The 25,684-nt window shown below is 31.9% G+C and carries 23 protein-coding genes and 2 rRNA genes (1 of these 25 running past the window's edge); 17 read left to right on the plus strand and 8 right to left on the minus strand.

The window, feature by feature from the left end:
* The 4 genes from EI427_RS22885 to EI427_RS22900 form a co-directional block, all read left to right on the plus strand.
* Positions 1-1,340 (plus strand): 23S ribosomal RNA (locus tag EI427_RS22885); it begins 1,537 nt to the left of the window's first position.
* Positions 1,341-1,463: 123 nt separating this feature from the next.
* Positions 1,464-1,575: ribosomal RNA gene (rrf, locus tag EI427_RS22890) — 5S ribosomal RNA — on the plus strand.
* 384 nt (positions 1,576-1,959) lie between these two features.
* Entirely contained in the window at positions 1,960-2,739 is a 780-nt protein-coding gene (locus EI427_RS22895; RefSeq protein WP_126619415.1) for a GNAT family N-acetyltransferase, read from the plus strand.
* A 141-nt stretch (positions 2,740-2,880) separates the two neighbouring features.
* Positions 2,881-3,870, plus strand: coding sequence for a DNA-processing protein DprA (locus tag EI427_RS22900; protein WP_126619417.1), 990 nt, complete (start codon positions 2,881-2,883; stop codon positions 3,868-3,870).
* A gap of 64 nt (positions 3,871-3,934) precedes the next feature.
* Here the strand turns inward: EI427_RS22900 and EI427_RS22905 are convergent, their stop codons facing one another.
* The 3 genes from EI427_RS22905 to EI427_RS22915 form a co-directional block, all read right to left on the minus strand.
* Positions 3,935-4,537: a hypothetical protein gene (locus EI427_RS22905; protein WP_126619419.1), complete on the minus strand. Its 603-nt coding sequence runs from the start codon at positions 4,535-4,537 to the stop codon at positions 3,935-3,937.
* Between the two features lie 93 nt (positions 4,538-4,630).
* Positions 4,631-4,927 (minus strand): hypothetical protein, encoded by a 297-nt coding sequence (locus EI427_RS22910; protein ID WP_126619421.1) that lies wholly within the window; start codon positions 4,925-4,927, stop codon positions 4,631-4,633.
* 152 nt (positions 4,928-5,079) lie between these two features.
* Complete coding sequence (locus tag EI427_RS22915) at positions 5,080-5,757, minus strand: DUF6089 family protein (protein ID WP_126619423.1); 678 nt, start codon at positions 5,755-5,757, stop codon at positions 5,080-5,082.
* 277 nt (positions 5,758-6,034) lie between these two features.
* On the opposite strand from EI427_RS22915, the gene EI427_RS22920 reads away from it, so the two are divergent.
* Entirely contained in the window at positions 6,035-7,354 is a 1,320-nt protein-coding gene (locus EI427_RS22920) for an O-acetylhomoserine aminocarboxypropyltransferase/cysteine synthase family protein (protein WP_126619425.1), read from the plus strand.
* 94 nt (positions 7,355-7,448) lie between these two features.
* On the opposite strand, the gene EI427_RS22925 is transcribed toward EI427_RS22920, so the two are convergent.
* Positions 7,449-7,817, minus strand: a complete 369-nt coding sequence (locus EI427_RS22925; protein WP_126619427.1) for a phage holin family protein — start codon at positions 7,815-7,817, stop codon at positions 7,449-7,451.
* A gap of 23 nt (positions 7,818-7,840) precedes the next feature.
* Entirely contained in the window at positions 7,841-9,382 is a 1,542-nt protein-coding gene (locus tag EI427_RS22930; protein WP_126619429.1) for a serine hydrolase, read from the minus strand.
* A gap of 253 nt (positions 9,383-9,635) precedes the next feature.
* Here EI427_RS22930 and EI427_RS22935 point away from each other — a divergent pair, with 253 nt between their 5' ends.
* Positions 9,636-10,316 (plus strand): hypothetical protein, encoded by a 681-nt coding sequence (locus tag EI427_RS22935; protein WP_126619431.1) that lies wholly within the window; start codon positions 9,636-9,638, stop codon positions 10,314-10,316.
* Positions 10,317-10,326: 10 nt separating this feature from the next.
* Positions 10,327-12,045 carry a hypothetical protein gene (locus EI427_RS22940; RefSeq protein WP_126619433.1) on the plus strand — a complete coding sequence of 573 codons (1,719 nt, stop codon included), beginning with the start codon at positions 10,327-10,329 and terminating at the stop codon, positions 12,043-12,045.
* A gap of 66 nt (positions 12,046-12,111) precedes the next feature.
* On the opposite strand, the gene EI427_RS22945 is transcribed toward EI427_RS22940, so the two are convergent.
* Positions 12,112-12,423: a 2Fe-2S iron-sulfur cluster-binding protein gene (locus EI427_RS22945; protein WP_126619435.1), complete on the minus strand. Its 312-nt coding sequence runs from the start codon at positions 12,421-12,423 to the stop codon at positions 12,112-12,114.
* 190 nt (positions 12,424-12,613) lie between these two features.
* On the opposite strand from EI427_RS22945, the gene EI427_RS22950 reads away from it, so the two are divergent.
* From EI427_RS22950 to EI427_RS22990, 9 genes are all read left to right on the plus strand, one after another.
* Positions 12,614-13,186 carry a YtfJ family protein gene (locus EI427_RS22950; protein ID WP_170178590.1) on the plus strand — a complete coding sequence of 191 codons (573 nt, stop codon included), beginning with the start codon at positions 12,614-12,616 and terminating at the stop codon, positions 13,184-13,186.
* A 98-nt stretch (positions 13,187-13,284) separates the two neighbouring features.
* Positions 13,285-13,890 (plus strand): YtfJ family protein, encoded by a 606-nt coding sequence (locus EI427_RS22955; RefSeq protein ID WP_126619440.1) that lies wholly within the window; start codon positions 13,285-13,287, stop codon positions 13,888-13,890.
* An 83-nt stretch (positions 13,891-13,973) separates the two neighbouring features.
* Positions 13,974-15,266, plus strand: coding sequence for an L-cysteine desulfidase family protein (locus EI427_RS22960; protein ID WP_126619442.1), 1,293 nt, complete (start codon positions 13,974-13,976; stop codon positions 15,264-15,266).
* Between the two features lie 310 nt (positions 15,267-15,576).
* The gene (locus tag EI427_RS22965; protein WP_126619444.1) at positions 15,577-16,353 is read left to right on the plus strand and encodes a hypothetical protein; all 777 of its coding nucleotides are present in this window, start codon (positions 15,577-15,579) and stop codon (positions 16,351-16,353) included.
* A 4-nt stretch (positions 16,354-16,357) separates the two neighbouring features.
* Positions 16,358-17,911: a PCMD domain-containing protein gene (locus EI427_RS22970; protein WP_126619446.1), complete on the plus strand. Its 1,554-nt coding sequence runs from the start codon at positions 16,358-16,360 to the stop codon at positions 17,909-17,911.
* 383 nt (positions 17,912-18,294) lie between these two features.
* A complete protein-coding gene (locus EI427_RS22975) occupies positions 18,295-18,486 on the plus strand; it encodes a hypothetical protein (RefSeq protein ID WP_126619448.1) in 192 nt (63 codons plus the stop codon).
* A gap of 229 nt (positions 18,487-18,715) precedes the next feature.
* A complete protein-coding gene (locus tag EI427_RS22980) occupies positions 18,716-19,513 on the plus strand; it encodes an SDR family NAD(P)-dependent oxidoreductase (protein ID WP_126619450.1) in 798 nt (265 codons plus the stop codon).
* 132 nt (positions 19,514-19,645) lie between these two features.
* Positions 19,646-21,034 (plus strand): DUF3500 domain-containing protein, encoded by a 1,389-nt coding sequence (locus EI427_RS22985; protein WP_126619452.1) that lies wholly within the window; start codon positions 19,646-19,648, stop codon positions 21,032-21,034.
* A gap of 201 nt (positions 21,035-21,235) precedes the next feature.
* On the plus strand, positions 21,236-21,691 hold the full coding sequence (locus EI427_RS22990) for a hypothetical protein (RefSeq protein ID WP_126619454.1): 456 nt from the start codon (positions 21,236-21,238) through the stop codon (positions 21,689-21,691).
* A gap of 85 nt (positions 21,692-21,776) precedes the next feature.
* Here EI427_RS22990 and EI427_RS22995 read toward each other — a convergent pair whose 3' ends face one another.
* On the minus strand, positions 21,777-23,225 hold the full coding sequence (locus EI427_RS22995; RefSeq protein WP_126619456.1) for an NAD-dependent succinate-semialdehyde dehydrogenase: 1,449 nt from the start codon (positions 23,223-23,225) through the stop codon (positions 21,777-21,779).
* Between the two features lie 199 nt (positions 23,226-23,424).
* Here EI427_RS22995 and EI427_RS23000 point away from each other — a divergent pair, with 199 nt between their 5' ends.
* A complete protein-coding gene (locus EI427_RS23000) occupies positions 23,425-23,994 on the plus strand; it encodes a helix-turn-helix domain-containing protein (protein ID WP_170178591.1) in 570 nt (189 codons plus the stop codon).
* 253 nt (positions 23,995-24,247) lie between these two features.
* Here EI427_RS23000 and EI427_RS23005 read toward each other — a convergent pair whose 3' ends face one another.
* Positions 24,248-25,549: an alpha/beta fold hydrolase gene (locus tag EI427_RS23005; RefSeq protein ID WP_126619460.1), complete on the minus strand. Its 1,302-nt coding sequence runs from the start codon at positions 25,547-25,549 to the stop codon at positions 24,248-24,250.
* Positions 25,550-25,684 lie beyond the last annotated feature (135 nt).

The raw sequence follows: 25,684 nt of genomic DNA on the forward strand, positions 1-25,684 counted from the left end.
GACAGTACATAGCGACTACGGTCAATGTGATAACGATACGAAACGCTTCCGAGAAAACCTTCTAAGATTATATTATTGGATCCCGTACCCCAAACCGACACAGGTGGTTAGGATGAGTAATCCGAGGCGCTCGAGTGATTCATGGCTAAGGAACTAGGCAAATTAGCCCCGTAACTTCGGGAGAAGGGGCGCCTACTTACTTTTGTAAGAGGCCGCAGCGAAGAAGTCCAGGCGACTGTTTAACAAAAACACATGGCTATGCGAACTCGAAAGATTCAGTATATAGCCTGACACCTGCCCGGTGCTGGAAGGTTAAGAGGGGGAGTTAACTTCGGTGAAGCTCTGAATTGAAGCCCCAGTAAACGGCGGCCGTAACTATAACGGTCCTAAGGTAGCGAAATTCCTTGTCGGGTAAGTTCCGACCTGCACGAATGGTGCAACGATCTGGACGCTGTCTCGGCCATGAGCTCGGTGAAATTGAAGTAGCGGTGAAGATGCCGCTTACCCGCAACGGGACGAAAAGACCCCATGAACCTTTACTGCAACTTAACGTTGGCCGTTGGCCAGGAATGTGTAGGATAGGCGGGAGACTGTGAAGGAGCGTCGCTAGGCGTTTTGGAGTCATTGTTGAAATACCGCCCTTTCCTGTTCGACGGTCTAACGGGCTAAATGTCCGGACATTGTTTGGTGGGTAGTTTGACTGGGGTGGTCGCCTCCAAAAGAGTAACGGAGGCTTTCCAAGGTTCCCTCACGACGGTCGGCAATCGTCGGAAGAGCGCAATGGCATAAGGGAGCCTGACTGCGAGAGAGACATTTCGAACAGGCACGAAAGTGGGACATAGTGATCCGGTGGTACCGCATGGAAGGGCCATCGCTCAAAGGATAAAAGGTACTCTGGGGATAACAGGCTGATCTCCCCCAAGAGCTCATATCGACGGGGAGGTTTGGCACCTCGATGTCGGCTCGTCACGTCCTGGGGCTGGAGAAGGTCCCAAGGGTTGGGCTGTTCGCCCATTAAAGTGGCACGCGAGCTGGGTTCAGAACGTCGTGAGACAGTTCGGTCTCTATCTGTTGCGGGCGTAGGAAATTTGAGAGGCTCTGACTTTAGTACGAGAGGACCGAGTTGGACACACCTCTGGCGTACCGGTTGTTCCGCCAGGAGCATCGCCGGGTACCTATGTGTGGAGCGGATAAGCGCTGAAAGCATCTAAGCGCGAAACCCACCTCGAGATGAGATTTCCATATAAGGGTTGTTATAGATTATGACGTTGATAGGCTTCAAGTGTACGTGTAGAGATACATTCAGCTGAGAAGTACTAATCGCCCAAGAGCTTTTCTTTTACGGTTAGCACTCTAGTGATAGAGTGCTAGCAAAGTTTTTCCTTTTCACTGTCAAATAACTTATTTAGAAGAGTTATTTGGTATTAGTGATTAGATTCGATGATCAAAGACATTAAGATATTGATGGTGTCAATGACGTGGGTGTTCACCTCTTTCCATTCCGAACAGAGCAGTTAAGCCCCACAGTGCTGATGGTACTGGGTTAACCCCCGGGAGAGTAGGTCGACGCCACATTCATTATATATAGAAGGTTAGTTAACACAAGATGTTGACTAACCTTTTTTTGTGACTATACTTTTTTACTTTTACATTAGGTTGGAAATTAATTAGTATAAAAGATATAATTATGGGTTTTATAGATAGTGGAATGAAAAGTCTACAACAGAACCGTAGACAATTAAAAGAAGCATCAACGAGATTTTTCAAAGACTCTAAGTCTTTGAAAATAAAACCTATGAAGTTTAAAAAAGCTTCGAGAAGAGAGTTAGACCTACTCAGGCATAAAATGGGGCAGGAGAAAAGAAGATTAATTTTCTACACGATTTTAAAAGTAATACTTTCAATACTAATTGTGTCAATAGTATTTTATATAGACGATATATTACCGTATTTAACCAAATGAATATAATAGAACAAATAGATTTAAATTTCAAATTACATGCTGTGGCATTACCAAAAGAATGTAATTTGATGCAAGTTTTTTCAACAGACAATATTAATTATATCGATAGTGGATTAGAAGCCGATACTTTTAATGTAATTCATTTAGAAAAAACAGATTCTATCTCAAAAAATGAATTAGAAAAGATTCTAAACTTTTATGAAAATAGGTTGAGAAAAGTATGTATATGGATTGAAAGTTCTAAACTTAATACAAAGACTGAACATATTTTTTCACAATTGTCAATTGGCGAAAGTGGAATAAATAAAGGGATGTATTCATCTCAACTAGATAAAATTAGAGATGTAGAAGATTGTTTCAATATCTACCAAGTAGATAATAAGCAAGACATCATTGATCATGCATTTGTTATTGCAAACAATTGGGACCCTTTTGATATAAATATTCTTCATTATTATGATAGAACATCAACTATTATATTAACTAATAAGAATAACTTGCTATTTAATTACAAAGAGGATAATGTAATTGTTGGAGTAATAGAATTATTTATTGAAAAGGAGAATCCAAAAAATGCAGGAATCTATAATCTATCAGTAATGAAAGAGAACAGAAGAAAGGGAATAGGGAGTAAACTTATTCAGCATGCTATGAAAGTAGCACACCAAAAAGGAGTAGAATTATTATTACTGCAAGCTTCAGATTATTCAGCAAACTTATTTTTAAAAGAAGGATTTAAAGTGCAGGGAGAATTTATTGAATTTTGTAAAAAATAAAAGCATCTTGAAATTCAAGATGCTTTTAGCTGGAACATTGTCCAACTAGTTTTTTTTTATATAGGTGACTAACCTATGATTCTTTACCCATGTGCAATATAATAAGTATTATATTTAAAACACAAAAAAATGTAATATTTTATGTGTTATATTACATCTAAGGTAAGTTTTGATAAAAATTATTTACAAATGTTAGAAAGTTTACTTTTATCTATATTAAATATTAAAGGTTTTGGTCCTAAATACTTGTTTAGGTATAAAGACATAATTGTTGAAAAAGAACAGGAATCGACTACTGTTCTTGAAGCAATAACTGCAATTTTTGAAGAAACGAATAGAATAAATAAGGTAAGTATTTCAGAAATTGATGAAGGCATTGATAGAGCTGAAAAAATTATTAAACAATGTAATGAGTTATCGATTGAACCAATAAGTTTTTTGGACGAAAGATTTCCTAAAAATATAATAGAACAGTCTGAACTATGGCCAATAATTTACGGTATAGGTAATGTTGAATTATTAAATAATTATTCTATTGGGATTGTAGGGACAAAAATTCCTGATGAGCATGGTAAAATCATTTCTAATAGAATTGGTGAATTTTGTACTGATTATGAAGTTAATCTTGTGCTATTACATCAAAAAGGTGTAGTTGAAGAAGTATTAAATACTTTTGATTATACTCATATAGAAGTACTAGCATCGGGAATTGATTTAATGTACAATCCATTAGATGAGGTTTATAATGATGATATGAGATGTGTTATCTCACCATTCCCTCCAGGTGTAATTACAGATGATTACAAATACATAGAAGCTTCTAAGGTAGTTGCATGCCTTTCAAATAGAATAATTTTGATACAGGATTCTCCTTCAGATGATACGCGCTTTGTATTAAGTTATTTTTCTAGAATGCCAAGAACTTTAGGCGTAATTAAGCCAATAACTTCTGCTTTAAAATATCAAATTAATAGTGGGAATGTAATATTACTTAGTGAAAAAATCAAGGGAGTAATTAAATACTGTAGGGCAAAAGATGTTAATTTAGATACTGTAAGATGTACTTTTAAAGAATTACAATCCAAATCTGATTACCCTCAGTTTTTTGGAGAAGAGGAACTTCCTTTTTAAGATACAAGTAATAAAAAAAGCCACTGATTTTGAAATCAATGGCTTTTTTATTAAAAACTAAATTTTAATTTTCTTGGATATAAAATTTAACAACATCACGTTGCTTATTATCTACTTTGTTTCCACTTGCCTGTGAATGAGATTCATAACGTAATAATAAACCTTCTTTAGAAATATAAAACTTAGTCCAAATATTCATAATATTAGACATTGAAGAAGAACTATTTCCTTCTTGGTTTTTAGAATATACATTAGGTATTTTTCTATCTTCTTCTTTAATAGTTACTAAATAAGAGGATAAACCAAGGTAAACAACTTCCTCAATTTCAATTGAATTTGAAGGCTCGTTAATAAGTTCTATTAAATCTCTTCTAATTTTAGACTTAAAGAATGGAAGGCCAGAATAATCTTTATTTGCATTGTGTACTTGCATTTCCCAGTCTTTGTCAAGGTAGTCAATAGCATAAAAGTCACTAGATGCATGTACCACTCTACCTGTTAGATTAACATATTCAGAAGATCCATAAGCAGTCGAAATTACATCAACATTATAAGGAAGGTAGTCTGAATTTGATTGTTTTAAAGTAGTAATCACTTTGTCTTTTGCTGGTTGGTCTGAAGGAGCAAATAGAATAGAAAATAAGACCAATAGTAAGCTAATTTGCATGTCGTTTTATTTTTAATTGTCAATACATAAATAAACGACATGATAAGATGTAATAATATTTTTGATATTCTATTTATCAAATTTTAACATTAATTATGCAATTAATCGCTCGATTTCCTCCTTTATGAAGTATTTTGATTGGTAATCTCTAATAAATGAGAATAATTCATCAATATCTAATTCACTTAAGGGTAAGAAGGGCACATTTATGGCAATTGAATAACCATTAAAATAGAAACGGATTTTTATCAAGTGATTTTCTTCAGCTACTTTAGCCTTAGCTCTAACTGTAATCTTTTTGCAGTTTTCAATAGTTACTTCATCTTCAAAGTAGATATTCTTTGATGATAAATGATTTTTGATCTCGTTAATTCTAGTTCTAAGTTCCATTTCAATCTTTGTTTTCGTTTTCAATAATTGGTACTACAAAGCTATTATTAATAAAGCTTATAGCGGAGGAAAAGGAATAGAAAAAGGTGGAATATTAAAACATCAATTGTATTGTCTTATTATTCCACCTTATAGATTATATTTACTACTTATTAATGTAATTTTCTTTTCCCGAAAATCCTGTATGCTATACCTATGTTTATTGTCCCATACATATCAGTAGGAAACCTTGGGTTAGACATCATATCTAATTGATCACTTGAAGTAATTCTTCCTTGGGCTTCTAAGTTTATTATCCATTTGTTTGTTAGACTGTAACGAATTCCTGCACCACCATATATAACACCTCCTGCTTTATTTGAAGAAGTATTTTTTAAATGATTTGTCGTAGAACCATAAAAAACACCTACACCACCCATTAAATAATAATTAATTCTTTGGTTTCTTTTTCTATTACGAGCACCCAAGTCATAAATTACCATAGGAATAAATTCTATAATATTTGCATCAAAAGCATTTTGATTATAAGTTTCACTATTAGAACGCTTATCCTTTGCTCCTAGACCAACATGAGAAAGTTGGTACCTAAAAGATATTCTTTTTGATACTTTTTTTTGTACATAAATAGTATAGTTCGGTTTAATATTTTCAAAATTTCCAAAGCCACCATATACTCCATTATATTGAGCAGCACCAATGCTACCTCCTATTAAAACGTAATCAGTATTTTCCATCAAATTATTGAAATAATTAGGAGAAGAATATTTACTTTGGGAAAATCCTAAATTGGAAACAATAAGTAATATTAAAATGTAGAAAATGTTTTTCATGACTAAATATGAATAAATTTTGTTTTAACGTATTTGCATAAAACAGAGTAATCTACTTCGTAGTGATTAGAATATAAATTACTTTATCTATATTATTCAAAGGGTATTCTTAACTAAAGAACCCTATTTTGAGTAAGGATTGAATCATAAAAAAACAGAATATTCTTTTGTTATTAAAATTCATGATATTACATTGTCTATCGATTTACTAGAGTTGTATTCTTGTTTATATAAATACATTAATTAAACTTATTTTCACTTTCAAAATTCACTAAGTATGAGCGATTACAAATTCGAAACTTTACAATTACATGCAGGGCAGGAAGTAGACCCGACTACAAACTCAAGAGCTGTACCTATATATCAAACAACATCTTATGTTTTTAATGATGCTGAGCATGCAGCTAATCTATTTGGTTTAAAAGAGTTTGGTAATATTTATACTCGAATAATGAATCCTACAACGGATGTTTTCGAGAAAAGGATTGCAGCGTTAGAAGGTGGAGTAGGTGCTGTTGCAACAGCTTCTGGTCAATCTGCTCAGTTTTTAGCACTAACTAATATTCTAGAGAACGGACATAACTTTGTTTCATCTTCTTTCTTATACGGAGGAACATATAATCAATTTAAAGTTCAGTTTAAGCGTTTGGGTATTACTGCAAAATTTGCAAAAGGGGGAAATCCAGAAGATTACGCAGCTCAAATAGATGAAAACACAAAAGCTATTTATCTTGAAACAATCGGAAACCCTGAATTAAATATTCCAGATTTTGAAAAAATTGCTGAAGTAGCGAAAGCACATAAAATTCCTTTAGTAGTTGATAATACTTTTGGAGCAGGTGGGTATATTTTTCAACCTTTAAAACATGGGGCAAATATAGTAACTGCATCTGCAACAAAGTGGATTGGAGGACATGGGACTTCTATTGGAGGTGTAATTGTTGATGGAGGTAATTTTGATTGGTCAAATGGTAACTTCCCAATGTTCACAGAACCATCTGAGGGGTATCATGGATTAAAATTTTGGGATGTATTTGGTGAAGGAAATCCTTTAGATTTGCCTAATGTAGCATTTTCTATTAGAGCAAGAGTAGAAGGCTTAAGAGATTACGGTCCTGCAATTAGTCCATTTAATTCTTTTCAATTAATTCAAGGTCTAGAAACACTATCCTTAAGAATGGAAAGAATTGTGTCTAATGCTCAAACATTAGCTGAAAAACTAGAGAGTCATGAATTAGTAGATAAAGTAAATTACCCGGGTTTGAAATCTAGCAAATACTATGACCTTGCTAAGAAATACTTAACAAATGGTGCAGGAGGTGTATTTAGTTTTGAAGTTAAGGGAGGGTATGAAGCTGCTAAAACTTTTGTAAGTTCACTAAACTTGATTTCTCACCTTGCAAATGTAGGAGATGCAAAAACATTAGCTATTCATCCTTCATCTACAACACACGAGCAATTGAGTGCAGAAGAGCAAGCAGCAAGTGGAGTTACTCCAGGTATGGTTAGGATTTCTACAGGATATGAGCATATTGATGATATCTTTGCAGACATAGAACAAGCATTACAAAAAACTCAAGTACCTGTAACAAAGTAATTATATAGTTAAAAACATAATCATTATGTAACAGAAGAAGCCGATATTCATGGGATTGAATATCGGCTTCTTCTGTTTATTTTAAATAATAAGATTAGTCTCTTCTCACTCCAAATAATGTATCTAGAAAAGTTAAAACAGTAGAATAGACAAAGCTAAATATTAGAGACATCATTAAACCTCCAGTAGAAAAACCATCAATTAATTCTCCAGACCAATAAAACATAAGTGCATTTATTACTAAAAGAAATAAACCAAGAGTAAATACTGTAATTGGCAATGTTAATATAGTAAGGATAGGTTTAATAATTGCGTTCATAAACCCAATAGCTAATGCGGCCCAAATAGCGGTGGTATAATCTGTAACTACTACACCAGATGTAGGAGCTACCCATTCAAAAAAGCCAGCACAAGCCCACACTGCAATTGCAGAAACTAACATTCGAACAATAAAATCTTTCATTTTTTTAAGAGTTATAAGTATTATTAATTAATTATTTTTTTCGCTTTAATTTCTGAGAAATGAAAATCGTTATTTGGTACATCAAATTTTAATGCTGTAATATTCCTATTGTTATCCATTTCAAAACTTACAGTTCCTAATGTATACCATGGACTTTCAAAATCCCATAAGAGCTCAAAAGTATCATAATGCCAATGAGATAATGTTGCATTTAAGTTTTTCTGATGTTCAAAATCAATTATTAGCTTACCATCATTTATACGCACCGTTATATTTCCATTTAATTCAGAAAAGTAAACACCTTCATATTCATTTAAATTTTTAGAAGGTTTTGTATCTTTTTTATGATGGGCGATAATATCCTCAATTCTCGTATCATTATCGTAGTGTTCATTAGATTTTTCTAAGTATATTTTAGAATAGTTTAATTCTTTCAATTTCAAGAAGGTGTCTATCGTATAATTTGTAGCTGCACTAATAGGACTTTTTAAACCATTTGTTAATACTACTACACCTAATTTTTGATCAGGAATTAGAGTTATTGCTGTTATCATACCATCATAGCCACCTGTATGACTAACTCTCATGTTGCCATAATAATCTTTCACACCCCACCCTAAAGCGTACCCAGAGAAATGTGTATTTACAGAAGTTTGTGTTAAATCTGAAGTATAGTTATTATGTAGTTTCCATAATTGATTACGTGAACTAGATGTCAGTAGAGTATCTGAATTAATAATCCCATTATTGATATTGAAAATCATCCACTTAGATAAATCTTTAACAGAAGATATTAAACCACCAGTTGCAGCTATTTCTTCCCAGTTTGTCCATTCCATAGAAACGTTTTCTTTATTTTTAATCAATTGATGGGGTGTTGCAAAATTACCCATTTCTTCTAATTTTGATAACGAATAAATGGTGCGGTCCATACCTAATGGATCTAATATTTTTTCTTGAACATTTTCTCCCCAAGATTTCCCTGTTACTTCTTTTATTAATTGACCAGCAGTGATATACATTAAGTTTGAGTATCCAAAACCATCTCTAAGTTCAAAAGCAAGTGGAATATATTTTATTCTTTTTATAAGTTCTTTTGATGTGTAATTGGATTGATACCACATAATATCTCCACTAAAAGTACCAAGTCCAACTCTATGTGATAGCATATCCTCTATTGTTACCAATTGAGATAAATAGGGATCGTTTATTGCAAAATAAGGGAGGTAATCCACCACTTTATCATTCCAATTTAACTTTCCTTCTTGGACTAACATAGCAATAATTGCAGAGGTAAAAGCCTTAGAATTTGATGCTATTGCATATAGTGTATTTTCATCTGGCGTATCTTGTTTACCAATTTCTTTAGTACCATATCCTTTTGAGAATATTAATCTACCATCTTTAACAATGCCCACAGTCATGCTAGGTATTTCCCAATCATTAATTATTTGCTGATAATATTTATCTAATTTCTTGAGTTCTTTGGTGTAAGACTTTTGTGCTATGACCAGAGATGAAACAAATTGAAAAATAATGGCAATTAATAATGTCTTTTTTATCATTTTCAGAAAATTAAGTAATAGGGAAGCCGTTCAATACAACTTCTGATAAATATAAAAGAAATATTTCTCAAGTTAGTTCATTTTAGAATGATTATAATTAGTTCAACTAATATGCGAAAATGAGTACATTACGTAAGTTTTTGAGATAACAAAGTAAATTACATTGAAGAATTACCCATTAAGAGTGGTTGTTAATAAGTATAAATTGTACTATGTTTGTGTCATATTACTACATTTAACATATTTTATACTAATGTATAACAAACTATTACCCTTGTTGCTTATTCTCATTAGCAGCAGTTTGTGCTTTGCCCAAAGAGTGCATGAAGAAGAATACGAAAACAAAATTGCTATTGGTATCAGCGGAGGTACAAATGGCGGTGGAATTGATGTGTCGAGAAACATCAATAAACATTTTAATGGATCATTAGGCTTAAATTATTTTAAGATAAATGATTTTACGAGACAAGTTGCTGTAGATGGTAAGCAATTAAAATCTACAGTTAATGTTGAAATGGTAAATATTGACTTAAGGTTAGAGTACTTACCTTTTGTGAATAGCAGTTTTAAAGTTGTTGCAGGTTTAGCATACATGACAAGTAATGGAGTTCGTGTAATCGGACAATATGCAAGTGATGTTACTTTAGGTGAGATGACAATTGAGTCTGAAGATATCGGAGAAATTCGTTTTGATGCCGAATGGAAACAGATTACTCCATATTTTGGTATTGGTTTAGGTAGAGCAGTTCCCAAAAATAGAATTGGTTTTGGCTTTGATATTGGTACTTATTACATAGGTAAACCAAATGTACAATTTACTGGAACTAGCATGCTTTCAGAAATGAATTCTCAGGAAGAACAACTTGCTAAAAATATGGAAGACTACAATTGGTTTCCTGTTTTTAAATTAAGATTAGCTGTTCGAATTAATTAAAACTACTACAATGAACAATAAAATACTATCTACTGTAACGTTATTACTTTCGTTATTTTTACTACAAAATTGTACAAATCCTTTAGAAGGAATAGATGTAACATTACAATCTACAACTTCAACTCACTTTGGATTAATTGAAATATCAGATACCACTACTCTTGATATCAGTCAAGAGAATATTACTGTCGAAGTATTAGGTGATGATACAGAATATTTATATAATGAAGCTGGAGGTAAAGAATTTCAGGCAACAAATGGTTTGTTATCTTTTACTGTCGATCCAGATTACACATTTGCTAAACCTTTAACTTTTACTGTTTTAGTAACAGGTGATAATTATTTAGAGAAACAAGTTCCAGTAACTGTAACAATGGATGATACCGTAAGTTACACTAAAGTTGAAATGGAAAGGTTAGAGGATATCACTGGTGGAGAAGAAGTTGTAGAAGATAATTTTGATCTTTCTTCGGGAGCTAGAATGAATAGTACAGCATTTTTTAGTTCTTCACGTTCGTTTTGGAACAATAGTAGCCTATCTGTAGACGTAAAAGTACCTGCTAGTTCTGCATACCGTGATTTTTATAACAATAATTACAATGCTTCATCTATGTATATCGGCTTAGGTGCGTATGATTATGAAAGTTATAATTATAGAGGTTATTCTTACAAAATGTATATTCCTGCTTTAATTAGAAATTTACAAGGTGATCTAGAGAATGATCAGGGAATTTATATGTCTCAGTTTGTTTATTTATATATGTATGCTAACTCTAATGGTTACAAAAGAGTATATTCTACTTCTGAATCTTTTACAGTTACAACAACATTAAACCCAAGTACAATTAACCAAGAGACAGGTAGTACTATTAAAGCTGGCGATAATATCAAAGTTTTTAGAATGGGTAATACAAATAACTATTTTGATTGGTATGTAAGAGAAGTGGAGGATAATGCTACAATACAAGAAAGATCGGATGGTAGCTTATATATCACTTTTAATTCGAATTACTCATCATACTTTTGGATAGGTTATAAGAAGCAAGTTTGTAAAGCGTATAATTACTCTACAACACCAGTAACATATAGAAGCAGTTATAATAACCGTGAGTACAGATATTATCCAGCTCAGAGAAATGAAAACTTTGGTAGTATTAAATTTTCTACGTCAAATTCGTATAATAATTCGCATATCGTTGGTGCTCGTGTTACAATGACTTACCCTGATGGTACAAAACAAAATGTTTATAACACATGGGGTTTTAGATTATATAATGATAGTAGAATTAGACCATGGTTCAGCGTTGGTGAGGCAAGTATGCAATTAGAAATCTATGAGCGCTATAATCCTAATAATGTATACTATACGTCAAGTAAATTTGATTTATGTAATGGAGATGTTACGTTTGATGTAGAATCAATATTAAGTAGACTTCCAAATTATCAAACGGTTACTATTGACTATCAAGGTAAATGTGGTAGTACAGTAATTAAACCAACCGTTCCTCTTTGGGTAGAGCATTCTAATAGCTCAGGAAGAAGATATTACCAATACTATTATGTTAGAAATGGAAAGGTAACTTTATATAGTATGGAAGTAGGAAAAACATATCCTTTCCATACCGTATACAATAATAAATGGTATTCTGAAGATGTAACTATTGAAAGTACATTAATGGAAAATGATAATTATGAAGTACCTCAGAGATTCTGTGATATGATTAATTAATCAAATTTTTAAAGTATAAAGACACTCAAGAATATTATTTCTTGGGTGTTTTTTTTGTTTAAAATTTCACATCCCCATCTTCTTATACAACGCTTCCATTTTTTTCATATGGGTCTTAAAGGCAACAACTTTTTCTTTTCTTTTTTTCAGAAGGTCATCTCTTTTTAAAGTGACTTCCATACCCTCCTCAGGTCCAATGCCACAAGCAAGTTTTTGTTCCCCATCAATTTCTACCAAGCAAGAATTACAAGTACCAAACTTCCGCATAGTTTTATAACAAGGAGCTACAATACTTAATTTTTGTCTCCTAAAAACATCTACTAGAGTTTTGTCTCTTGGTGCAATTTCTATTGTATTCCCATCAACAATTATTTTCATGTAATAAATTATTTAAACAATCTTAAAACAGAATAACAACAAATATTGTTGGTATTGATAAGAGTTCAAATTTTATTTCAAAAAATCACTTATCTTTCTTCTTCAATCTTTCCTCTTGATGTTATTACCATTATTTAGAATGCTATTTAATTCTGATCAATTTTTTAAAGGCTTATTTTTATTACTTTTTATGACACTTTTTTTATTTGAAAGTAAAGCACAAAGTAAATCGCCTGCAGATCGACTTTTACAGAGAGGAGATACACTATCTCCAATAGAATTACGTGATTTAAAAAACAAACCATTTATTACTCCAGGTATAGGCGAGAAAGTATTACTAATTTTTTATCCTGATCCAGATAACCCACATCAGAACGATTATTTTGTAGAGCAGAGCAAGCAATGGAAATTTCCTTTGGATGAGTTTTTAGCCTATGGAATTGTGAACCTTAAAGATACGCCTTATCCAAACCCAGTTATACGGTTTATGTTGAGAATGCTTCGGAAAAGATCAAAAAGGGAAGCAAATGCATTAGTATTAACCGACCCTAAAGGAACTTTACAAAAGGAATGGAATACAGGAGATTGTAATAATGCAATCACAATTTTAGTAGTTGATAAAACTGGGGAAGTCTTATTTTTTAAAGCAGGAAAATTAGATGAAGAAGAAACCTCATTTGTAATCAAAGAAATTTGTGATCACCTAACTACATCACATAAGATGACTCCTGAGGAAATGAAAGAATTTGAATTAGATGAATAACTTAATAATAGGTAATACCTTTAATTACTGTAATACTTACACCAATTCTTTTTTATCTTTGAAATGTATTTTATCTAACAATTTATTAATTAGGGTTTATGAGGCGTGTTATCGCTTATATTAATATAGTATTCATTTGGTTAGTTTTTAGTAACCATGTAGTCGGACAAAAGCTAGCCGATAAACATGCTTTACAAAAAGGAGATGTAATTTCTGCAATAGAGGTTAGAGACTTAAAAAATAAGCCTGTTATGACTCCCTTTATAGGAGAAAAGGTTGTAATGATTTTTTATGCAGACCCAGATACACCAAAAGCCAATGAGTATTTTGTAGAAAAAGTGAAACAATGGAAGTTTCCTACTGATACATTTTTAGCATATGGGGTTGTCAATTTAAAAGATACGTTCTATCCAAATAGTTTTGTCCGTTTCTTAATTAGATCAATACGTAAAAGGTCTAAAAGAGAAGCAGGAGCAACAATTTTAACAGACCCTGAAGGTACTGTTCAAAAAGAATGGAATACTGGAGATTCTAACAATACAATAGGGATTTTAGTAGTTGATACTACTGGAGAAGTACTCTTTTGGAAAGCGGGAGAACTAACAAAAGAAGAAACAGAAGAAGTAATAAATATATTAATAGACCGATTACCACAAGCCAAAAAGTTGACAGAAGAAGATCTTCGTCAATTTGAATTAGACTAACCATCTAAATAGATATTCAATAAATTAACAATCTATAGTTTCTTTAATAACCTACTTAAAGAAACTTATATAACGAACAAGACATGCAAGTATCAATCAAAGAGCAAGAACAAATTTTTAAGATTCTTGAAGAAGAAATTGTTCCCGCAGAAGGATGTACTGAACCAATAGCAATTGCTTATGCGGCTGCTAAAGCCGTTCAAGTTTTAAATGATATACCAGATAAATTAGAAGTAATTGTATCGGGTAATATTCTCAAAAATGCTAAAAGTGTTGTTGTTCCAAATAGTGGTGGTAGAGTAGGTATAGAAGTATCGGCCGCTATGGGTGGTCTATGCGGAGATGCTACAAAAGATCTTTTAGTAATAAGTGATGTAACTTTAGATCAGCTACTTGCTGTTCAGAAATTTATTGAAAGGAAGAGAGTTACTGTGAATGTAGCAGAAAATAATTTGACCTTATACATTTATATTAAGGCTTTTTCAAAGGAACAATCAGCTGCTGTAGAGATAAAACATACGCATACTAATATCACTAAAATTATTAAAAATGATGAAGTTCTGGTAGATCAACCTTGTAATGATAACGACTTTAACTCATCCTTATTGGATAGAGGTGTTTTATCCGTAGAGAAAATTTATTCTTTAGCAAAAACCATTGATATCAATAAAATTGCTCCAATCTTCGAAAAAGTAGTTGATTATAATACAACAATAGCAAACGAGGGTTTAAGCCAGAAATACGGTGTAAATATTGGTGCTGCTATCCAGAAATATATAGATAAGGGAGTATATGGTAATGACCAAAGAAACCGTTCAGCAAGTTTTGCCGCAGCTGGTTCAGATGCTAGAATGGGAGGTAGTCCAATGCCTGTAATGACAACATCAGGCAGTGGAAATCAAGGCATGACTGCAAGCCTTCCAATTATACGCTATTGTTTTGATCAAAAAATTGATGAGGATCAAATGTACAGAGCATTATTTATGTCTCATTTAACAACCGTTCATGTTAAAACTAATGTAGGTCGTTTATCTGCATATTGTGGTGCAATGACTGCTTCTGCAGCAGTTAGTGGTACGTTAGTTTTCTTAGAAGGTGGAGATGTGAGAGCGATAGAGAATGCTATAACAAACACTTTAGGAAATGTTTCAGGTGTAATTTGTGACGGAGCAAAAGCATCTTGTGCAACAAAAATTGCTTCTGGAATATATTCTGCTTTTGATGGTGCAATGCTTGCTCAGATGGGAAACGTATTGCAATCTGAAGATGGAATTATAGGTGATAGTGTCGAAGAAACAATCAAGAATGTGGGAACTTTAGCACAAGTTGGAATGAAATCTACAGATAAAACAATCTTAGAAATTATGTCTAAATAATACATTCCTAATTTGTTAACTGACCTATTTTACAGTAGCTCATAATATTAAATTGTGAGCTACTTTTTTGCTTTAAAAGCTCTAAATAAGTTTAAAGAGAACCTTCCAAAATCAAATAAAACTTTATAACAATAAACACATTTTGTAAAACGTGTTAAGGCGATTCTATTCTTTTATTAAAGCTAATTATTCTATTTAATTTTAGACAATAACGATGTAACACCAATAATTATTGAGTAATCTAAGTTGATAATTAAATGCAATTTTATTTGTATTACCGACTTAGTTTATATGACTAAATCAATTAAAAATGTATCAATATCTACTAACAATTTTACTGCTTTTTAGTAGCCTAATTGTTTATGCCCAAGTTGAAGAACTTGATAGTTTAGGAAATAAAATTCCGAGGAAAGAACAATTTAATAGAGGAATTAGTAATCGAACTTTTATAGAAAAAGGTCAGTGGCTTGTTGGATCAACTTTTAGGTATTCTGAAACAACCAACGATAACTATAAATTTATGGTTATGGAAGATTGGAGCGGACAGACTTTTAATTTTGCTGTAAGCCCTTTCTTTGCCTATTTTATCAAAGATAATTTTGCCATAGGTGGCCGTTTTACCTATACAAGAAAGCGTGTAAATATTGATGAAATGAACATAAAAATTGATGATGACCTGTCTTTCAAAATGGACGGTATTCAGAACGAGGAGCACATGTTTTATTCTTCAATTTTTATGAGAAATTATTTACCACTCGGAGATGGTAAACGTTTTGGATTATTTAACGAGGTAAGACTATCTTATGGGTATGGTCAATCTAAAGAAACTGTGCTGGGAGAAACCCCTCATCATACAACTGGAGTTTATTCTGTAACTCATGAATTTAATATTGGTGTTGCCCCTGGTATGGTTGCCTTTATAAATGATATGGTGGCTTTAGAAGTATCAATTGGTGTTTTAGGATTTACAAATAAGTGGGTACATCAAACCGAAAATCAAGTAGAAGAAGGGTCGAGGAATGTCAATAAAGCAAATTTTAATATTGATATGTTTTCTTTAAATATTGGATTAGCATTCTATTTATAATCAGATGAGAAAAATTATATTTTTAGTTGCAAGTACTTTAGCACTTTGCATATCGTGTATAAAAAATGATATCCCCTTCCCTTACATTTTTGGAGAAATACTTTATTTTGAAATTGAAGGACAAGAAGGATTGTCATTAATTTCTACAGAAGAACAAATTGTAGAAGTGACCATGCCTTTTGGAACAGATTTATCCAAATTAATAATTGATAGTATAAGTGTAACCAACGATGCTATTTTTTCTCCTTCAAAAGAAGAACTAAATGATTTTACCAATGAAGTAGAAATTACGGTTTCAACTTATCAGGATTATCTTTGGAAGGTTAGGGTATTGAATGGAAATATGCACCTTGTAATTTCTAGTTTTGAGATAGAAGGACAAATTTCTTCAATTATTGATACTGCAACTAATAGTATTCAGGTTATAATGCCTATAAATACAGATTTACAGAATTTATCTATTTCAACACTCGATTATTCACCCTCAGTTGCTTCAATTTCACCTAAAACAGAAGAGGTGACAAATTTTACAGAAGATGTTGTTTTTCTTTTTAATGAAGAAGAAGAATGGGTTGTAAAAGTATATGAAGAAGGAGATATAATTGAAATTCGTTCTTTTGAGATTGAAAATCAAATAAGTTCTACAATCAATATATCCACAAATACCATTGACGTTATTATGCCAAATGGTACAGATGTAACTGCTCTAACAATTACAGATTTTGATTTTTTGCCTGCGTCCGCAACCATTACCCCAAACCCAGGTTACACACATGATTTTTCTGAAAATGTTACTTTTCAATTTAATGAATCTATTAATTGGACTATTCATGTATCTGTAGATACAACACCGTCTGAAGGTGACCAAGTAGCATTTTCTGATTTTAAAACTTGGTTTCAAAAAGGTACTGGAAACCAATCATTTTATCTACCAGGAAATGATATGGAAACGCAATGGAGGTCTGGAGATAAAGGTGCTGCAGATTTAATTTTTAAGACCTATCCACAAACAGTTTCTCCCTATCCGGATAAGGAAAATCCTGAATATGCAGTATTAGAAACTAAAACAGCTGTAGGCGTAATTGCATCGGGTTCTTTATTTGTAGGAGATATTGAGGGAAGTGGACTAGTAGATATAGCAATTGATTTTGGTATTCCTTTTACAGATAGCCCTTTAAGTTTTACAACTTCCTATAAATACAACCCAAAAACATATGATGGGGATATTATTGATGAATGTGATATTTACGTTATTCTACAAGTGAGAGAAGGTGATAAAAGATACAGGTTAGCTACAGCCTGGCAGAGGTCTAATAATGATATGATAGATTTTGAAACATTGACTTTACCATTTATTTATGGAAATAGTAATGACTTAGCGGCTTATATGATGCCATCAATGAATAATGATGAAATGCCTGAATCAGGTTTTTATAACGACCTTTCTGCACAACCTACGCACATAATAATTGTATTTGCCTCTAGTGCTCACGGAGCAAGTTATAGGGGTGGAATTGGGAGTAAGCTAAATGTTAAAGGACTAGAATTAAATTACTAAAAAGAGGATAACTTAATATTAAATTACCCTCTCCACTTAACTAACTATTTACTATATAATCTAATTTTTATTATAAGGTAGCTACTAAATACCTTATAGGATTATATAAACTAACATTTGCTTTTTGTAATAGGTCTAGATTCATTTCAATATAAAAGTAACAAGGTTTTAATTGCGTTGCAATGATTTTATTATTAATGAAATTTAAGTAACGAAACCCTGATTGATTACCTTTTATAGAATAGAAAATAGGTATAAATTGAATGTAATGCGTTTAACTTTTTTTATGCCAAAATAGTTAGGAAAGTCATCTTTTTAAAAAAGAATATCCCTTTAATTTACACTTGAGAAAGTACTTATGAATGAAATGAAATTATACTAAAATGAATCAAACAATATTTGGAACTACAGTTTTTGCGGTAGTGTTTTTGATATGTATACCAATTTTATTACTACCATTTAAAGGCAAATTAATTACTACTGATAAGCCTGTCGTAGAAAAATTCGAGAAAGAAAAACTTCAGACAGTACAAGATACTTATTTTTTAATTACTACCGATTCTTTAGGAGTCTAAAAATAATTTATACATGATAGTGACATTTTATCGATGTCGATATAACTCTATGATTAGTAATAATAATGATGATAATTTTATTTCTCATTGAGTTAATAAATTGTTTAGGTAGTAATATTAGGAAAGAAGGGAAGTGAATACTTCCCTTTTTTATTGTCTAATTTTTAAAGGAGAAATTCTATATTAATAGTACCTTTTGATAGTTAATGATAATTCAAGTAATAAAAAAATGAAGTACTACAATAATAAAACAGTGTATATAACTGGAGGAACAAGTGGAATAGGATTAGAAATGGGTAAACAACTTGCCAGTTTTGGAGCAGTTGTAGTAGTATGTGGTAGGAAAAATTTAGGAGTAGCTGTTGATGTAATTGAAGGGAATAAAAAGGAAAATAAAGTATTTGCCTATTTTATAGAAACCACCGATATTGATGCTATAGAAACAGCTTTTAGTAATGCAGAAAAAGTAGCAGGCACTCCAGATATTGTTATTCATTCTGCAGGTATTGGGCGTTGTTTACCATTTATTGAGATGTCGAAAACTGACTTTGAAAAAGTCATTAATGTAAATGTTTTTGGTAGTAGAAACGTTGCTGAAGTTGCCTTCAAATACTTAAAAAAATCTAAAGGGCAATTGATGTTTATTGCATCTTTGGCTGGAATTATCACGAATTATGGATACTCAGCTTATAGCAGTTCTAAATTTGCAACGGTAGCTTTTGCAGGAGTTTTAAGGAGTGAATGGAAACCATATGGAATTGATATTACAGTTGCTTGTCCTCCAGAAATAGATACACCTTTGGTAGAGGCTGAACGAGTTGAATCGCCGAAGGTAGCAAAAGTTTTAAAACAGTTTGCAGGGAATTTAAAGTTACCGTATGCCTGTAAGTATATGCTTAAAGGTTTATCAAAAAGAAAATTTATGGTTATTCCTGGTTTTAAAGCAAAATTTGTTGCTGTAACTCAAGGTATACTACCAAGTATCAATTACTTAATTAGTGATTTTATTATATCAAAGATGAAGTAGAATAATAATTCATCGTTCTATTTTTAGGTCTTTATAGATCGTTTACAAAATTTGATTAAAAGATAAGTACAAATCTGATGTTATAACCTTTAATAGTATAGAAAGCTTATTATTTAATCAGATTTAATATCAATGAAATATTCTTCAATCTTTTTTTTAATTTTTATTGGTGCTGTATTCTTTTCTTGTGAAAGCAGCGATAATTGCACTGAAACAACATGGTATGAAGATGCCGATAATGATGGTTTAGGAAATCCTAGTGCTCTACAAGATGCTTGCGAACAGCCAGAAGGTTATGTAGATAATGGGAATGATACAGATGATAATGGGGGAGGTACATCTTCGGATTGTGATACACCAAGTGAAGTAGCACAATCTACTAATACAGAGATTGAAACAATGCGACAAGCAATGTTATCGTTTAGAAATTCACTTTCTTCTTCTCTATTATCAGAAGCATCTACTTGTTTAGATGATGACCGTTTTTATACTTGGCACAATACGCCAAATTCTAACGGAACGCAAAGAGATGGTATTATATATGGAGATCTTTCTGATGAGCAATTAGATTTATTTAAAAGTGTATTACAATTATTTCTAAGTGATGCGGGGTATCAGAAAGTAGATGAAATAACAATGCTTGCTGAAGGACTTTTAAATACTCAAAATTCTAGTGCTTGGAATCCAGATTATTATTCAATTGATATGTTTGGAGACCCTGATAATAGTGGTTCATGGGGATTTCAATTAGATGGTCATCATCTTGCTATCAATTTTTTAGTACATGGTGATGTTGTATCAATTGTACCTGCATTTTTAGGAGGTGAACCCGCTGTATCTTCTTTTAATGGAACTGATTTTGATATTTTTAAGGAGGAGAGAGATTTAGCATTAACCCTATATAATGGTTTAACTTCTTCAGAATCTACTTCCGCTGTATCTAATAACAGCCATTCTATGGAAGTAGGACCTGCAGGAACTCCCGGTGATGTTGATCCTTATAGAGGAGATTATGATTATTCTGGTTTTTCTGGAACTGGGTTAAAATATTCTGATATGTCTACTGACACACAAGCTAAACTTATTTTAGTGATGCAAGAATATGTTTATACTATGGAAACTACTTTTGCAGATGCATGGTGGACAGATATTATGGCAAATATTGATGATACCTATTTTGTGTGGATTGATGAGGTGGACAGTCCTTCTGCAATAACTCCTTTTTATTACAGAATTTATAATCCTTATCTATGGGTAGAATACAATTCTGAAAATGCTCTTGGTGGGGGTGACGCAGATTATAATCATGTACATACAATTACTAGAATACCTAACAATCCTTCAACAACTTCGGGTGGAGATTATGGTGTATTTGCACAAATGATTAATAAAGGAGATGTAAAAACTTTATACGAGCATTATGCTATGGCAGACCATCATAAAGCAAGTGAAATGTTGTTTGACTATACTGTAAAGTTAGCACATGGTCATAGTCACCATTCTCACACTCATGTACATTAGATTCGACTAAAGGTTATCTCACTTTTTTATTGATGCTACTTTTTCCGAAGTAATTAAAAAAAGTTTTATTTAAAATAGGGTTTTTCTATGCTCTTTACACTTCTATTGGTGAAAGCATTACTTACTTAATTGGTTGTTATGAAAACAGTGATAAAAAGTAGTGAGGCATAAATTTATTGAAAACTTATATTTTCTAATTGGGTGAAAAAGCTACAAATCTTTTTATTATTCTTAGGTGTTTTAATCTCTTCTTTATCTTTTGCTCAAAATGTAAAGCAAAACAAAAGTGCTAATTGGGGTAATCGCCATGTAAAATCAAGTAGTAAGGGTGGTAAACCAGAGAATGCAATTGGATATATTTCAGAAGGAAATCTTGCCGCTTTTTCTGATAAGGATAGTCTTTTTTTAGAAGCCTTGACTCCTGAATTGAAGGCTTTAGGAATTACAACATCAGAGTGGGAAGGTATTCAAAATAAATTAAGAACTAGTTGGACTTTAACAAAAAAATCAACTTTCAAAAAAGCAATTGATGAATTAAATAAAGAAGTTTTCTCTAACCATAATTGTATCGCTGTTTATGCGGAATATGGTGGTAAAGGAGGACAGAAAGCCATGACCGTTTACTCAAAAGAAACATGGGATTTACTTCCAAATTAAATGATTTGAAATGTAGATAAATCATGACTTTAAACGAGAGGTAGTAGTATTACCTCTCGTTTTTGCATTTCAAAAATCATTTTTTTTACCCAAAACACATATATTTCATCTCTAGGTATTCATCAATTCCATATTTAGAACCCTCTTTCCCAAAACCACTTTCTTTAATTCCACCAAAAGGGGCAACAGCAGTAGAAATCATACCTGTATTTATCCCGACCATACCATATTCAAGTGCTTCAGCAACCCTCCATACAAGCTGATAATCTCTACCATAGAAATAGGCAGCTAAACCAAATGGAGTATCATTAGCCATATGAATCACTTCTTCTTCAGTCTGAAATCTAAAAATTGGTATAATTGGGCCGAAAATTTCTTCAGTATATACATCCATTCCTTTCTTTACATTAGAAAGTATAGTTGGTAAATATATTTGATCATTTTCTGAAGAAACTTTACCGCCAAGATCAATAGAAGCACCTTTGTCTATAGCATCTTTTACAATTCCTTTTACAAAATCCACAGCTTCTTTATCTATTAAAGGACCAATCTGAACACCTTCATCAAAGCCATTTCCAACTTTTAATAGACTTACTGCTTTTTTTAGTTTTGAAGTGAATTCATCGTAGATTTCATCATGTACAAAGAAGCGATTTGAACAAACACATGTTTGTCCTGCATTTCTATATTTTGATGCAATAGCTCCTTCTACAGCCTTATCAATATCAGCATCAGCAAAAACAATAAACGGAGCATTGCCCCCTAATTCCATAGATACTTTTTTAACGGTATCTGCACAGGCTTTTATTAGCGTTTTTCCAACTTCTGTAGAACCCGTAAACGATAATTTCCTTATGATAGGGTTTTCCGTTAACTCTTGCCCAATTTCTCTTGTTCTATTAGAAGTAATTACATTAAAAACACCATTTGGAATACCTGCTCTTTCTGCCAATACACCTAACGCTAAAGCACTTAATGGGGTATATTTTGCAGGTTTTACAACAATGGAACACCCTGCAGCTAAAGCAGGACCAACTTTACGAGTAATCATGGCATTAGGGAAATTCCAAGGGGTAATTGCAGCAACAACACCAATGGGTTGTTTAATTGTTACAATTCTTTTATCTGCTTGATGCCCAGGAATTACATCACCATAAGTCCGTTTTGCTTCTTCGGCAAACCATTCTACAAATGAAGCCCCATAAACAATTTCACCAATAGCTTCGGGAAGTGGTTTTCCTTGTTCTAAAGTTAATATTTTCCCTAAATCTTCTTTATGTTCGATCATTAAATCAAACCATTTTCTTAAGATTTGAGAACGTTCTCCAGCCGTTGCTTTTTTCCATTCCTTTTGAGCTTTTTCAGCTGCTAAAATGGCGTTTCTAGTGTCTTCTTGATCAAAATCAGCTATAGAGAGAATAGTTGATTGATCATAAGGATTTGTAACATCAAAAGTTTTTCCTTCATGACCACCTATCCAATTCCCATCTACATAACATTTATCTTTAAGAAGAGCTTTATCTTTTAGTTCCATAATTTAAATTTTTTCAAAAATTAGGCTGAAAAATTAAGAGTTAAAAATGAAGGATACGTTTTGTTTTATTTCAGGCTAAGTAATTTAGTATTACCCACTTTTCTTACTAATAACAGTACTTGAAACACACTAGAATGTTTGTTGTTATCAATATGTTTTATAAATTCGAATATTGCTAACGATCTCATTCTAAATTAACTTGAAAAATCTACCTCACTTTAAAAGAAAATTACTTCAGCGTTATATAGAGCTGAAAAAATATTCTGTTGCTTGGATTGCAGAATATTTAGAGGTATCCCCATCTACTATTTATCGTGAGTTGAAAAGAAATACTAATCCTCATACGGAAAAATATGATGCCGATTACGCTCATAAATTATATAGAGCTAGGAAAAAGTATGCAGGTTCTAGAAAAAAGAATCCATTCAGAATACATCCCTTACGTACTACAAAATATAAATTACACGATGAAAGACGTTTAATTTATTGGTATTCAGATCAATATTATTTCCGGTTAAATTTAAGAAAATGGAAATTTAGTACTTCTGGGTATAAAATTTATGCCGAGCGCTTAGGGATTAAGAAATTCCATTATTTAAATAATTGGGAATATTATGATCTTTTGTTAGAACACATGAAGTTCTTTATAAAATTTAAGCCATCCACACTTCCAAAATATTATTGGATGCGTAGATTAATAAAAAAAGAAGCCACTCTCAAAGTTTGGAAAAATCCTGTACCACAGATGCAACAGAAGAAATGCGTCTAATCTATTCTTATTCCTCTTTATTTACTCTATTTCTCCCTACTTTATAACCTTCCCTTTATCACTTATCATTATGAAAGTGATTTTTTTATGTGCAAATTTTTCAAGAGGTCAGTTTGTATCAGTAAAAGTAAGATTTATAAAGTTTTTCGCATTTGCTCACGAAAGCAGAGCTATAAATGTAGTGTTGCCATCTAAAAAGTTATTGGTTATTATAAATAATTGTAAGAACCTGTACTTCCCTGTTCATGTTGATTTAGTTTACCTTTTTATTGTTAGTATTTTTCTCATCTAAGAAAAAAGACATTACTGTTTTATTAAATCGTTCTGGATTATTAGAAGGCTCCATATGATCTCCATCTTTAAAAATTATTAGTTGACCATTTGTAATTTCTTCGGCAATTAATCTAGTATGACTTTCGAAAAAGTAATCATTCTCCCCTGCCATTATTAAAGTAGGGCAAGTGATTTTCTGTAAGTCATTGGGATTAATATTTGGTTCATCTCTCAATAAATACATCATCCTTTTTTGGAAAGTGATTTCATTCGTTTGTTTTTCTAATTGCTTGATCAATTTTTTAAGTTGCTTATTAATTTTAGGTTTAATAGATGTTTCATCATTAAATAAACAAGCACCCATAACAGCAAGTTTATCTATTTTCTGTGGTGCTTTCATTGCCATAATAAGTCCAGTATTTCCTCCATCACTCCATCCTAAAACATTCACTTTTTTCAGATTTAAATGTTCTATTAAAGCGATCATATCATCAGCAAAAAGATTATATGAAAGGGGAACTCCATCTTCAGTAGATTGTCCATGTCCTCTTGTATCTACTGCTATGACTTTATAATTCTTAGCGAGTACAGGAATTTGTGCTGCATAACCTTTAATGGATTGAGAATTACCATGAATTAGGAGAAGAGGTTCTCCCTCACCATATGTTTCATAATATAGTTTTACTCCATTTACATCTGCAAACTTTCCATTTTTTTTGTTGTAGCCATAGATTGATAATTGACTTGCATCTATTATAAGACAATTATTGTCTTTCTCTTTATGAATTTCAAATTTACAGTCTTTAGGTAAATTAAAAGTACCCCAATAATTATGATATGTAGTATCTTCTAATCTTGCATTTGGTAATGTTATTGTTTCCCATTTACCTCCTTTCATTTTAATTTTCAGGTCAAAATTATCGAAATAATATTTTCCTTTATTTAGGCTTATGCCTCCAAAAAGTATTTCCTTTGATTTTTTATCAATTTTACCTTTAATAGAATAGTTTTTCCATACATTAGATTGTATAGGTTTTTTATACATATTGTTAAAAAAAACTGTATTATCCTTTCTGTCATCGATTCTTACCCATAAATGAGAAGAAGATTTAGAGGTCATAGTATCTGCTTTTACATCTGCAGAAAAAACAAATTCTCCTCCTGCATACTTTTCAATATTAAGTTGTTTAACAAAGACTGAAACAAAATCTTTTGGATTTTGAGCATTTATTACTTGAATAGAAAAAAGGAACAAAATTAAAGAGTTAACAAAATATCTCATTGAAGTTTAGCTTTTGGTTAGTGAATAATTGAATACGGAATAAAGAGACGTTTTTATTGAGATTAGTTGGAATTCTTTAATAGATAGTTAATAAATTCTATTTTGGTGATATTGTACTATTAACTAAATTTGAAC

It is taken from the genome of Flammeovirga pectinis (genome assembly GCF_003970675.1).
Taxonomy (GTDB): domain Bacteria; phylum Bacteroidota; class Bacteroidia; order Cytophagales; family Flammeovirgaceae; genus Flammeovirga; species Flammeovirga pectinis.